Consider the following 13,203-nt stretch of genomic DNA (forward strand, 5'->3'; position numbering starts at 1 on the left):
ACCATGAACCCAAAGGAAAACTACCTGCATGAGTTCTTCAGGATTTTCTTCGCCAACAAGCAGTTGGTGAAGCGCGTCTTCCTGATCTTTGCAGTGATCGCCCTGATCTTGCCGCTGATGCTCAAACAGAGCTTCGACATCACCGCGCAGGTGATCGTGCAATCCAAAAAACTCTCCCAGGGAGACGCCACCACGTCCCTGACTCAAGGTGATGCCTCGTTCATTCCGCCGTCACTGGCAGACATGGAAACCGAGAGCAATATCTTGCGTTCCCCGGCCTTGATCCGTCAGACCATCAGTGACCTGCGGGACAAAGGCGAGTACGCGCCCAACCCCGGGATTTTCAGCAAACTGGTGACCGAACCGATCAAGCGTTTCGTGACCACCCCCTTGCGTGAATACGTGATCAATCCAGTGCGCGATGCATTCGGGCTTGAGACCGATCCCGTGCGCGATACCGATCTGGATGTCTTCACCCAGCAAGCCATCGAAAACCTGACGATCGAAACGCTACCGGGTTCCAACGTGATCTCCATTGTCTACAACTTTGGCGATCCGGCCCAAGGCACCCGGTTTGTCGCGGCACTGCTGCAAAACTACCTGACCAGCCGTCAGGAACTGCAATCGATCGACCTGCCGCAGAGCTTCTACGAAACCAAGAAGAAGCAATATCAGGTACGCCTCGACGGCCTGGAAGGCACGCGGCTGGCGTTGCTCGAAGGCGTGGCTTCGTCCGATCCGAAGGAAGAAATCACCTTTCGCCTCAATGCCATCAATACCGAGGAACAGGCCCTGAACCTGTATCAGGATCGCCTGTTGCAAAGCCAGCGCTGGCTCGACTACCTGAAAACCGCCCTGACGTCTGCGACCAATACGTCCCGGCTCAGCGAGTACACCTTCCCCTTCACCTTCACCACCACGGTGGACAACATTGCCTTCGAAGACCGGGAGATCAGACAGCTCGGTGAACAATTGACCACTCAGGTCAGCCGCTACATGAACGACCTGGCGATCTTCCAGCCGGGCAGTGAACCGATGCTGTTGGCCCGTGAGCAGATTTCCCGCACTCGTCAGCAGTTCCTGAAAATCGTCAGCAACCGGATTCAGGAGCGCACCAACGACCTGGCGATTGTCACCTCGGTGATCAAGCAGAAAACCGCGCGCATCGCCGACTTCAAGGAGCGCATCCATCAGTTGCAAGTGGCTCAAAGCAAGCTGGCGCAAATGGACACCGAGATCAACGCCCTGCATGCCGCGTTCTCCACCTATGCCCAGCGTTTTGCCGAAAGCAGTACTTCCCGCTCGCTGGACAACGATATGTCCAACGCCCGGGTACTCAGCCCGCCCTACGAACCGGCCGATGCGGCGTTTCCCAAGCCGATGCTGATCATTCCGTTCGGAATGCTCACCGGTTTGCTGCTGGCGATTGCCTTCGTCTACGTGCGTGAGTTCTTCGATCACCGCTTCAAACACCCAGCGCAGATTACCCATGAACTGGGCTTGCCGGTGCTGTTGGTGATCAACGAGCAAGACGTTATGCCGAACAATCCACACAAAAACTGGACCGTGGATAGCTTCGTGTATTGGGTGCGCCATTGAACGGGCCGCTCAGCGCCAGCGCCCTGCCGATCATGCATTTGATCAGCAGCGGCGGCTTCTATGGGGCTGAGCGGATGCTGCTGGACCATTGCCTGGCGACGCCGGGGCAGCACCAAGTGCTGTTTCTCGATGCGCCGCCAGCGCTGATCGCGCGATTTCGCGGGGCTGGGGTCGACTGCCACAGCTTCACCGGTTTGAGGGAATTGCTGCGTCATTTACGTCAGCGGCGGGCTGACCAGCCGCTGATCAATACGCACAATTTCAAGGGTCTGTTATTTGGCTGGGTGGCCGCCACGTTGCTGGATCTGCCGTTGGTCATTACCCAGCACGGTTTCACCCCGCGCAGTCGCAAGCAACGGGTTTATGGCTGGCTGAGTTTGCAATTGTGTCGCACGGCGTCGGTGGACCGCGTGGTTTGCGTGGCCGAAAGCATCGCGGTGCTGCACCGCAAGGCCTGTGTCCGGACGGAGAAACTGCAAGTGATTCCCAATGGTCTGCCAAAGGCCAGCGGCCTGCTACCGCACACCGCCACACACCCGCGCTGGCTGGCGGGTTACGTCGGTCGGCTGAGCAACGAGAAAGGCCCGGACCTGTTTCTCGATGCCCTGATTCCGCTCTGTCAGCAACATCCGCAACTGGACGCCGTGATGCTCGGCGACGGCCCGGAACAGGAAACCCTGCTGGCGCGGATTGCCGCTGCCGGCTTGCACAAACGCATCACCTTGCCGGGTTATCAGACCGACATGAACCGGTGGTGGCAGCAACTCGATGCATTGGTGATCAGTTCACGCACCGAGGGCACGCCAATGATTTTGCTGGAGGCAATGCAAGCCGGAGTGCCGGTGGTGGCATTCAGCGTGGGCGGGATTCCCGATGTGCTGGAGGACCGGTACAACGGCCTGCTGGCGACACCTGCCGACACCACCGCTCTCGCCCGGCAGATCGATACGCTGCTGAATGAGCCGGCCCTGGCTTGCGAATTGATCGACAACGCAAGACGTACGCAATTGGACCGTTACGACCTGAAGGCCTTGGCCGAACGCTGGTCGCAGCTTTATATCCGTACTGCACGGGAGGCACGCGCGTGATCTTTCCGCTCTCGATCGTCAGTCTGCTCGCCCTGGTCTGCCTTGGTTTGCTGGCCAGCCCTTATCCCTATCTGGCACCAGGCGCGGTACTGGGGCTGGTGGCTGTCGCGGTGCTGTACCGAAAACCTGCCTGGGGTTTGTTGGGCATTGCGGCGCTGGTGCCGTTCGAAGGCTTCTTCAAGGGCAGCGCACTATCGGGCACCAAGTTCATCGGTGCGTCACTGGCGCTAATCGTGATGCTGCAATTGGCTATCCACCAGATTCCGTCCGAGCGCCTGCGCAGCAACATCTGGCGCCTGCTGATCTGGTTCATGGTGTTGTACCTCTTGAGCATGATCAATACCGATAACCTGGACATGTCCCAAGGTCATTTGCGGGACCTGAGCGTCGGCCTGGTACTGTTTGTGATCACCTTGCTGATTGGCCGTGAGTTGAACCTCGATATGTTCGCCCGGCTGGTGACCCTCAGTGTCAGCGCGACCTGCGTGCTGGCCATGTTTTCCACCAAGTATCAGGACCAGGGCCGCGCCTCCGGGCTGCTGGAAGACCCGAACACGTTTGCCCTGCTGATCGCCTTCGCCGTGCCCTTGGCTCTGTTACTGGTGATCCGTGGCCCGAACCTGTTGCACCGATTGTTCTGGGGCGCCTGCTGCATTTTGCTGCTGGGCGGCATGACCAAGACGGATTCACGTTCCGGGCTGGTGGTGCTTTTTCTCAGCTTGATGATCGGCGCCTGGCACTACCGCGCGCAGCTGCCGCGCATCCGTCCGCGCCATTTGGGTTTTGCCATGCTTGGCCTTGCGATCGTGATCCCGCTGGCGATTTACTCGATGCCGGCCGGTTACATCGCACGCATCCAGTCCTTGAGCATCTTGAAGGCCGGTGCCAAGAGCCAGGACGAATCCCTGGGCCGTCGCGCGTCGTACATCCTGGTCGGCAGCCAGATCATCCAGGAGCACCCGTTACTCGGTTCCGGCCCCGGCACCTTCCCGCTGCACTACGCCACCACCGGTTACGCCAAGGTGTTTTCCGCCAACCGCAAGCCCGGCGACTTGTACCGCCGCGCGCACAATACTTACCTGGAAATCTTCAGCGAAGTGGGAATTCCCGCGGGCCTGTTGTTCGTCGGCATGCTGGGCCTGGGAATCTACAACCTGGTCCGCGCCCGTCACGCCTGGATGCTGCGACGAAATTGGGAACAGGCCGACCTGATCACGCACCTTTGCATGAGCTATGTGTCGTTGCTGCTGTTTTTGATGTTCCTCAGCGCACCGAATCACAAATACCTGTGGATCATGCTCGCGCTGACGTTCGTGTTGCGCCTCAAGGCTGAAGAACATCTGCCGACGGAGGCCAGCGCATGAGCCGCATCAGCCTCGTCATCCCGATGTACAACGAGGCCCGCCACATCGGCCGTACATTGCTTGCCGCGAAAAAAGCCGTCGAGGCTGCCCGGCTGGAATGCGAGTTGATTGTGGTCGATAACGGCTCCGACGATCAGGGCCCGCACATCGCTCGCCAATTCGGCGCGCAGGTGCTGGTACTGCCCGGCTTGCTGATCGGCGCCCTGCGCAATCGCGGGGCGGCGGTGGCAACGGGTCAGTGGCTGGGCTTCATCGATGCCGATATCGAGGTGCCCGAGGATTGGTTGACGCGGCTCCTGGAACTCGAGTCCGGCGGCCAGGCCGATGTCCTCGCCCTGGACTTGCACACCCCTGTCCAGGCGCCATGGTTTGCCACGGCCTGGCAACGCCGCATGGCCCGCCCGACCACTGACGCCTCATACCCGGTGCAATGGCTGCCCAGCGCCAACCTGCTGATGCGTCGCAGCTGGTTCGACAAGGTCGGCGGCTTCGACGAAACCCTGCGCACCGGCGAAGACAAAGCGTTCACCTTGCGCCTGAGCGAAGCCGGCGCGCGATTGCTCGCGGTCAACCAAAGCATCGCCTTGCATTGGGGTTACGAAGGCAGTTGGCGCGAATGGATGGGCAAGGAGTTGTGGCGCCAGGGCAGTCACCTGCAACTGCTGCGCACCCAGGGAATGAGCCTGCGCTTGCTGCGATTCCCGGCCTTTTCCATGGGCGTCTGGGCGCTGGATTTCATCGCGCTGTCTGCCCTGTTCAATGGTTTTCCCAACGCAGCGTTGTTCATCCTGTTCATCACCAGCCTGCCAGCGCTGGTGCTGAGCCTGCGCCAAAGCCTGAAACACCATGACACAGGCCTGATGCTGCAATTGTGGGGGCTGCACTGGGTGCGCCTGCACCTGGCCGGTGCCGCGCTCATTTTGAGCCTGTGTCACTGGAATGCCAGGAGGCCGGCCCGTGGCTGAATTCATTTTCTGGCTGTGCCTGCTATTGCCGGTATATGCCTGGCTCGGCTACCCGCTGCTGCTGACACTGATTGCGCCGTTGTGCCGCGCACGGCGGCATGCGCCAGCTCCCCCCTTGAGTGTCAGCATCATCATCGCCGCGCACAATGAGGCCCGGCATATCGAAGAGAAATTACGCATCCTGCTCGCCCAGGATTATCAGGCGCGCTCGCTCCACATCATTCTGGCCAGCGACGGTTCCACCGACGACACCGTGGCCTGCGCCAACAAAGTCATTGACCCGCGTATCAGCGTGCTCGACCTGCCTCGTCAGGGCAAGGCGGCCACTTTGAATGCCGGTGTGGCCCTGAGCACGGGTGAGATTCTGGTGTTCACCGATGCCGACAACCAATGGTCGACCGACACCCTCGGCCAGTTGCTCGCGCCCCTGGCCGATCCACAGGTCGGGGCCTGTGCCGGGCATATGTTGATTCCGGTACCGGGCAAGGGCCTGAGCCTGGGCGACAGCCTTTACCGGCATTACGAAGGCTGGTTGCGCAACGTGGAAAATCGCACCGGCTGCATGGTCTCCGCCGACGGCGCCCTGCTCGCCCTGCGCCGCGAGTTGTTCCAGCGCGTGCCGGCGGAGGTCAACGACGATTTCTTTATCAGCACCTGCGCGCCGGTGGCGTTCAAACGCATCGTCTATGTGCCCCAAGCACGGGTAAGCGACCAGGGCGTCGACGAAATCGCCAAGCAATGGCGCCGTCGCCAGCGCGTCACGGTCGGCGGTCTGCAAAGCCTGGCCCAGCGCCGAGAGCTGCTGAACCCTTGGCGATATGGCCTGTATGCGATTGCACTGATCAGCCACAAGTTGATTCGACGCCTGGCACCGGTCCTGTTGGTACCGTTACTGCTGAGCAATTTATGGCTGTTGAATGTACATGGCTTCTATCGCCTGAGCCTGATCGCACAATTGCTCGGTTACGCGATGGCCATCGTCGGCCTGCTGGATGTGAAACACCGTTTGCCCAAACCCTTTCGCCTCGCCGCGTTTGTTCTGGTGACCCTGGCCGGGATGAGTATCGGTCTTTGGCAGTTCTTGCGCGGCCAGCGGTACGCGCAATGGAACCCCGAGCAAAATCGTTGAAAGGACCGCGCCATGGCGATCAAACAATTATTAAAACGCACCAGTGGCTGGCTTTATCTCAACTCGCCCGTAGGCCGTCACCAACTGCACGGTGCCGGGGTGATCCTGATGCTGCATCGGGTGCTGGCCAATGACCGCGCCGCCGACCTGCCCCATCGCAATGAGCTGTGCGTGGGGCCGAAGGCCTTCGAACATCTGCTCGCCTGGTTGAAAAAAAACTTCGACTGCGTACCACTGATGGATCTCTTGCAGCCGGGCGTCATCAGCACCGGACAACCGAAAATCGCGCTGACCTTCGACGACGGCTGGCGGGACAACGCGCTGAATGCCTTCCCGTTGCTGAAAAAGAATCAGATGCCGGCGAGCATTTTTCTCTCCACCGATTTCATCGGCAGCCGTCAACGCTTCTGGTGGGAAAGCCTGGGGGAAACCCTGTGGCGCAGCCACGGTGAAAAAGCCCGGACGCATTTGATTGAATGCCTGCGACAGATCGGGCGACCGTTACCGGTGCTGCTCGAGGATCTGGATGTGCAGCGCCGTAGCCTGGCGCTTTTGCACTTTCTGCACAGCCTGAAGAACCTGCCGTCGGGCGAACTGGATCGGCTCACCGATCAATGCCCTGAGGAGTCGTTGCCCCAGGCCCTGGACTGGCATCAGGTACGCGCGATGGAAGCCAGCGGGTTGATCCGCTTCGGTCCCCACGGCGCCAGTCATGCGATTCTCACCGACCTGGACGATCAACGTCTGGATGAGGAGCTAAGCCGCAGCCGCAATGCCTTGCTCAACGGTTGCAACCGCCCGCTGCCGGTCTATTGCTACCCCAATGGCAACCATGATGCGCGGGTGCGCGAACACGTGGCGGACCACGACTTCCCCTTTGCCCTGGGCACCGACATCGGGATTTATCGTGGTCTCAGCGATCCATTGGCCTTGCCGCGAATCGGTATCAGCCATCGCACGGCGCGCAATCCGGAGTTGCTGTCCTGGCGCATCTACCGCGGAGCCCGGCCATGAGTCGCAATCACTATCTCAAACATTTGGCCCTGAGCATGGGCACCAAACTGGCGATGATTGGCCTGCGGCTGCTGCGCAATGTATTGCTGGCGCGGATTCTGGGGCCCAGCGAACGCGGTCTGTTTGCGTTGCTCAGTACCCTGCCCGATTTGATCAGCGCCGCCACCAGCGGCGGGTTGAATTCGGCGGTGGGGTATCAAGCGGCCAAGCAACGGTCCATGGGATTGTTGTTGAGCCAGGTGCTGGTGTTCGGTTGCCTTTTGGCGGGTTTGCTGACGTTGCTGGTGGTGGCGCTGGTGCGCGAGTTCGGTGGTGAACTCGACATCACCACGCAACTGGGATTGCTCGCCTGGCTGTTGCTGCTGGCGGTGCCGCTGACCGTCCTCAAGAGCGGTCTGCTGACCTTGCACAATGCGTCGGGCGGTGTGGTGGCGTTCAATATCTTGCGGCTGGTGGAATCCCTGGCGCCATTGCTGCTGTTTCTGGCTTTGTTCTGGATGTGGAAAGACGCAGCCCTGGAAGCGGCGCTGATCAGTTGGCTGGCCGGCCTCAGCCTGGTGGTGCTGGCCGGCTGGTTCTGGCTCAGGCGTGCTCAGCCCTTGAAGTTGCAATGGGACCGTGCCAGCCAGAACGAACTGTGGCGCTACAGCGCTCGCAGCCATCCGGACCTGCTGTTCCAGCAAGTGATTCTGCGTTCCGATTACCTGTTCATCGGCGCCCTGCTCGGCAGCACCGCGTTGGGGCATTACGCCATGGCCAGCGCCGCCGCCGAATTATTACTGATCGTCCCGGAAGCAGTGACCACGCCGCTGATGAAACGCCTGCTGCAACAGGACGAAGGCATGGATCGCCTGACGCCGTTGGCGCTACGCCTGACCGCCACGGTGATGCTCGGTGCCTGCCTGACCATGGCGGTGATCGGTGAATGGCTAATCGTCACGCTGTTCGGCATTGCCTATCAACCAGCCTACCCGGCGTTACTGGCGCTGCTGCCGGGGCTGCTCGGTCTTTGCTATGCGAGCATCTTGCGCCTGGACTTGCTGGGCAAAAATCGCCCCGGCACGGTTTCGCTGTTGATGGGCCTCGGCGCGTTGCTGAACCTGGCCCTGAACCTGTTGCTGATCCCGATTTACGGCATCGTCGGCGCCGCGACGGCATCGTCCATCGCCTACCTGGCGGTCACCCTCGCGCTGCTGGTGATGTATTGCCGGTTGAGTGGCGTACCGGTCTGGCAAACCCTGATCATCCTGCCCAGCGATGTGGCTCCGATGGTTCAGATGCTGCAACGGAAATCGGCATGAAACGCCTCATGCTGCTGTTGAGCCTGGGCCTGGGTTTGAGCGCCCAGGCGGCCCCCATGCGCTGGGCTGATATTCGCGACGGCAGCCTGTACCTGCAACCGGATCGCCCTGACACGCTGACGGTTCGCTGGGCTCCGGCGTGGCAGGCCGATGCCAACGAGGAACGCCTGTACCTGCTCGACGGCAACGGCAACCTGAAGGGTGAACGCCTGATCGCCGCCAGTGAAACCCGGGGCCAGCAGAGTTGGCCACTGACGCCGAGTGCCGCCAGTTATCGACTGGAAATCCCGGGCTACAGTTTCCGCCGCTACACGATCGAACACGACGAACGCACGGTGGCGCTGTTCGCCCCGGCCAAGGTGCATTTCAGCGCCGAAACCCGCGGCGGCGATGAGCTGTATTTCAAGGTTGCGCCGGGGGAACATGCGGTCCTGGCCGGCAAATTTCACGGTGGGATCAATACCCTGCAGGCCCAGCGCGTGAGCGACAGCAAACAGCTGTCGCTGGCGTTGAAACCCCATCGCGCCTATTGGCAGTTCGATCAAGTCGCATTGCCCGTCACGCAGGACGAACAGGTCTGGCGCCTGCGCCTGCAAGGCAGCGGCAAAGTCGCGTTCTGGCTCGATGGCACGGCGAATCTGTTTGCGCAGAAACCGCAGCAGCTCAAACCGCTGCGCGAAGACGATGGCCAGACCCGCTTAACCCTGCACAAAGAAGTGCTCGGCCCGACCCCGAACCTGGGCATTTATTTGCCCTACGTGCTGCCCCCTCAATCCAGTTTCGCAGCGCTCGACGCCCTCAAGCCTCAGGCGGGCACCTATTACAGTTTCGTTGACGTCACCGCGCAGAATCCGCATCACGAAGATGCGTTCCGCCAGCTCTATCAGAACCGCTTCGGCATCACCCAGAACCTCACGCTGTTGGCCGGCAGCCAGCGTCAGGCGGATTTGCGCGCCGACACTCAAAGCAACGCCGGCCTCGACGCCTGGCTCGCCGCCACTCGCGCCCTCGGCGGCACCGGTACGCACTACATCGCGTTCGCCGACGAGCCGAACCTCAACTACTCGAGCTACGCCGACTACCAGTCGATTTTCAACAGCATGGCCCGGCAGGTGCGCAGCGATCCGGCCAACGCCAGGGCCGGTGTACGCATTGCCATGCCCGCCACGTCGCGCTTCGTCAACGGCCCGTTCGCCGACAACGCCGCCGACAAGCGCGGGATCGATTGGGCACGGCGCCTGCTGGCCGAATCCGCTGATCAGATCGACGCCCTCGCCTGGCACGAATGGATGATTCGCGACCTGCTGGCGACGCGGGTCTATCGCGATAGCGTGCGTCGTGCCGCCGAGCTGGTGGGCCTCGATGCCAAAGGCCGGCCCCGCAAAGCCTTGCTGCTGGATCAGACCAACCTGTCCAGTGGTTCAAGCCTGAGCCCCTATGATCAGGAAACCCATTTTGCTTCGCTGTGGTGGACTTCGGTGGTCGTCAATTCGGCGCAGGATGGGTTGCTGGACATGCTCAACTGGTTCCAGGCCGCCGACGAGCCGACCTACCCCAAAGGCATGGTGCGGGTGTTGGGCGGCGACCGTTTCGAACTCAAGCCAGTAGGCCTGGCCCAGCAATTCATCCAGCAACACTGGCTGAAAAATGTCTTGCGCCTGGACAACGACGCTTTCGAAGTCGATGTGCTGGCCATGGCCACCGAACGCCAGCGGAGTTTATTGGGGGTCAATAAGGGGGTGCGCTTGCAGCGTGTCGATCTGAGCGGGGCGACGTGTCCGCTGGCCAAGGGAGCGCTGGTGTATTTCGGTGCCGACAACCGCAGTCGTAGCGCTCAATTCACCTGTCACGACGACCGTGTCAGCTTCGACCTGCCGGGTGAAACCCTGTTCGCCTTGAGCTGGAGCGGCTCATGAACACCGCCCACTTGCATCACCACGACCGTGCCGCTCTCGACCGCGCGTTTCACCACGCCAGCGGCGACCGGTCTCTGTCAGGAGGCAATGATATGAATGCCTTGGAAAAACTTCGCCAACACATCAAACGAAAAGGCCTGCGTGCAACGGTCCGGCTCCTTTGGAGGCGCTACCTGTTCGTTCACTGGGAGCTTCTGTGGATGAAGCGTGACCTCGTCAGCCCGGTACCGCCCCATCAGCTCAAGCCTTACTCACCGTTACGGTTGCAGACCATTACCGTGCACAACACCGCAGCCTTCGCCCGTCACTTTGGCGACCGGGTCACCATCATGGAAGAACTGGCCACCGAGGGTTACACCGGGCACATGTATCTGGATGGCAAAGGCGACGCAGTGGCCTTCATTTGGGGCAGCACCCGGGATTACCACGACCGGCATTTCTACGGCTGCACGTTCCCGGTAAAGCAAGGCGAATTCTTCGAGTTCGGCGGCGAACTGGCCCGCGCCTATTGGGGCACCACGCTCTCGGTGGACCTGCAACTGCGACTCTGGAAAGCCATGCAGGCCCAGGGCTGCCACACCGTCGTGGATGTCTGCGATGCGCGCAATGTACCGGCGCTGAAACTGCACATTCGCATGGGCTATCACGAGCAAGGACGCATCCAGCACGTCTATCGATTATTCGGTCGCTGGCGTTTCTTCCATGAAACCCGTTACAGCGACTCACGCCTGGATGCGCTGCGCAAACCGTCCCGTTCACCTGTTCCTGAGTCAATGGCGTGAAAATATGATGGTTCGATTCGAATGGCGCACCTCACTGTGCGCCCCGGACTTTCCGGCCGCTGCTTATGAGGCGTTGCGCAGGCGCGTGACAGACCATACGCCGTTCAACACCCTCGCCTGGCTGGGCGCATCCGAGCAGGCACTGACCGCCGGCGAACGCTTGCATATTCTGCTGGGCTGGCAAGGTGATGAATTGGCCTTGTGCGTGCCGCTGGTCGCGTCCGTGGAGCGCTTTGGAAGGCTGCCATTTCGGGTCTTGCATCACCTCGGTTATCCCCTCACTGATCGGCTGGCCCTGCTCACCTGCCTGGATGCCGACAGCATGCGCAAGGCGCTGGTGATCATCCGCCGTCACTTGCCCCATGCGATGCTGCAACTCAACGAATTGTCCGAACCCATCGGCGAAGAAAGCACGCTGACCGCATGGATGGCCCACAGCTCGACCGGCGAGCGTCGCATCAGTTGCCGGGTGCCGGTGCATTTGATCAGCGACACCGACCGCCAGGAAGTCTCCGGCGACCCGCGCTACAAACTGCGCAGGGCACGTAAACGCATTCTGGCCTATGGCGCTCATGTCCGACGCGTCATCCCTGACGCGGCCACCATCGGGCCTTTACTGCAAGCCCTGGGCGAAGTCGAAGCGCAGAGCTGGAAAGGCATCCAGGGCGTGGGGATTTTCACCAGCAACCGTAGCCGACAATGGATCGACCTGGCTTTCACCGCCCTCGCCAGGCAGGGACTGCTGCGGGTGGTGCTGCTGGAGCTCGACGGACGTTGCATCAGCTACCGGCTCGGGTTGCTGGAACAGGGCCGGCTGTACGATTACAACCTGGCGTTCCTGCCCAAATACGCTGATCTGGGCAGCGGTCGTGTGCTGCTCGAAGAGTGGATTCGCTGGGGTCTGGACGATAACTGGCACTGGATCGACGCATCGCGAGTCAGCCTGAAGAACTCCAGCCATCAACTTCAGGAGCGCATGACCGGGCAACTGGAGCACTGGCGCTGGAGCTTTTACTCCTGGCGCCCCAGCGGCCTCGCCTTGGGGCTGACCATGCGACTCTGGCATCAATTCAAGCCGTGGTTGAAAAAGTGGCAGGCCTGGCGGGCATCAGTTGCTCCTGCGTCCCCTTCGACACCCGCCAATGTCGACAAAGCCTCTGCGACCACCGAAAAAAACCGGGAGGGCAAACATGCCTCGCCAAGTCATAGTCAACGCTGACGATTTCGGCCTCAGCCCGAGCGAAAACGCGGTGATCCTCGGCGCCTTCCAGGCTGGGGTCATCAGTTCCGCCACCGCCATGGCCAATATGCCGGCGTTCGAGGAGGCCTGCGTTCTGGCCCGGCAACCGTTGCTCCAGGGGCGAATCGGCTTGCACTTCAACCTCACCTATGGCCGGCCGTTGAGCCCCTCGATTCTCACGCGCGCGACGTTCTGTGACGGCCAGGGCATGTTCAATCTCAACCTGCCCCGCCATAGCCTCTGGCTCAACCGCCATGATCGCGAAGCGGTGCTGGAAGAACTCCAGGCCCAATGGCAACGCTGCCTGGACAACGGCCTGCGCCCCAGCCACATCGATTCCCATCAGCACGTCCATAACATCTGGCCCATCGGCGAAATCGTCGCGCGCTTCGCCGCCTATCAAGGGGTGCCCGTGCGACTGGCGCGTCATCTGGGAAATAACCTCAGCGTGCCCAAGCGGGTATTCAAGACATTGCTCAACCATCGATTGAGCCGCCTGGCCGGAGCGACCGCCGAATACGTATGCACGCCGGTAGACCTGCGCAACGTGACGATGCCCACCGACGGACTGCTGGAAATCGTCGTTCACCCGACCTCTATCGGCGCTGACTTTGGCGATATCTATTTAAACCCCGGAGAGTCTCTGGCTCACATCCTGGAGCTGCGTCTTCCAGGAATTCCGAGGGTGTCCTATGCCGCAGTACCCAGGACGTTCGAAGAGGAACCGCCGTACTCGATCGACCTACGAACGTTGCAACCTTGATTGATCGCCGTTGAACAAAACGTTCCCCCAACCAACCCTGGC

General features: G+C 61.0%; 11 protein-coding genes. All 11 read left to right on the plus strand.

Going from position 1 to position 13,203, the window contains the following annotated elements; translation table 11 throughout:
• Window positions 1–3: 3 nt before the first annotated feature.
• The 11 genes from FHW68_RS02235 to FHW68_RS02285 all read left to right on the plus strand — a co-directional run bounded on the left by FHW68_RS02235 (window position 4) and on the right by FHW68_RS02285 (window position 13,161).
• Entirely contained in the window at window positions 4–1,599 is a 1,596-nt protein-coding gene (locus FHW68_RS02235) for a Wzz/FepE/Etk N-terminal domain-containing protein (protein ID WP_095631774.1), read from the plus strand.
• Between the two features lie 32 nt (window positions 1,600–1,631).
• Window positions 1,632–2,687, plus strand: a complete 1,056-nt coding sequence (locus FHW68_RS02240) for a glycosyltransferase family 4 protein (RefSeq protein ID WP_409258737.1) — start codon at window positions 1,632–1,634, stop codon at window positions 2,685–2,687.
• On the plus strand, window positions 2,684–4,051 hold the full coding sequence (locus tag FHW68_RS02245) for an O-antigen ligase (RefSeq protein ID WP_183678474.1): 1,368 nt from the start codon (window positions 2,684–2,686) through the stop codon (window positions 4,049–4,051). The genes FHW68_RS02240 and FHW68_RS02245 overlap by 4 nt, the downstream gene beginning before the upstream one ends.
• On the plus strand, window positions 4,048–5,016 hold the full coding sequence (locus tag FHW68_RS02250; RefSeq protein ID WP_183678476.1) for a glycosyltransferase family 2 protein: 969 nt from the start codon (window positions 4,048–4,050) through the stop codon (window positions 5,014–5,016). The genes FHW68_RS02245 and FHW68_RS02250 overlap by 4 nt, the downstream gene beginning before the upstream one ends.
• Complete coding sequence (locus FHW68_RS02255) at window positions 5,009–6,145, plus strand: glycosyltransferase (protein ID WP_183678478.1); 1,137 nt, start codon at window positions 5,009–5,011, stop codon at window positions 6,143–6,145. The genes FHW68_RS02250 and FHW68_RS02255 overlap by 8 nt, the downstream gene beginning before the upstream one ends.
• Before the next feature lie 12 nt (window positions 6,146–6,157).
• Window positions 6,158–7,159 carry a polysaccharide deacetylase family protein gene (locus FHW68_RS02260; protein WP_183678480.1) on the plus strand — a complete coding sequence of 334 codons (1,002 nt, stop codon included), beginning with the start codon at window positions 6,158–6,160 and terminating at the stop codon, window positions 7,157–7,159.
• Entirely contained in the window at window positions 7,156–8,460 is a 1,305-nt protein-coding gene (locus FHW68_RS02265) for a lipopolysaccharide biosynthesis protein (RefSeq protein WP_095631779.1), read from the plus strand. The genes FHW68_RS02260 and FHW68_RS02265 overlap by 4 nt, the downstream gene beginning before the upstream one ends.
• Window positions 8,457–10,376: a hypothetical protein gene (locus FHW68_RS02270; protein WP_183678482.1), complete on the plus strand. Its 1,920-nt coding sequence runs from the start codon at window positions 8,457–8,459 to the stop codon at window positions 10,374–10,376. Before FHW68_RS02265 ends, FHW68_RS02270 begins: the two co-directional genes overlap by 4 nt.
• Before the next feature lie 92 nt (window positions 10,377–10,468).
• A complete protein-coding gene (locus FHW68_RS02275) occupies window positions 10,469–11,158 on the plus strand; it encodes a GNAT family N-acetyltransferase (protein ID WP_095631804.1) in 690 nt (229 codons plus the stop codon).
• A gap of 4 nt (window positions 11,159–11,162) precedes the next feature.
• Window positions 11,163–12,377: a GNAT family N-acetyltransferase gene (locus tag FHW68_RS02280; protein WP_183678484.1), complete on the plus strand. Its 1,215-nt coding sequence runs from the start codon at window positions 11,163–11,165 to the stop codon at window positions 12,375–12,377.
• Entirely contained in the window at window positions 12,349–13,161 is an 813-nt protein-coding gene (locus FHW68_RS02285; protein ID WP_095631803.1) for a ChbG/HpnK family deacetylase, read from the plus strand. The genes FHW68_RS02280 and FHW68_RS02285 overlap by 29 nt, the downstream gene beginning before the upstream one ends.
• The last annotated feature ends 42 nt before the right edge of the window (window positions 13,162–13,203 follow it).

Source organism: Pseudomonas sp. Tn43, from assembly GCF_014192635.1.
In the GTDB taxonomy this organism is placed as follows: Bacteria; Pseudomonadota; Gammaproteobacteria; order Pseudomonadales; family Pseudomonadaceae; genus Aquipseudomonas.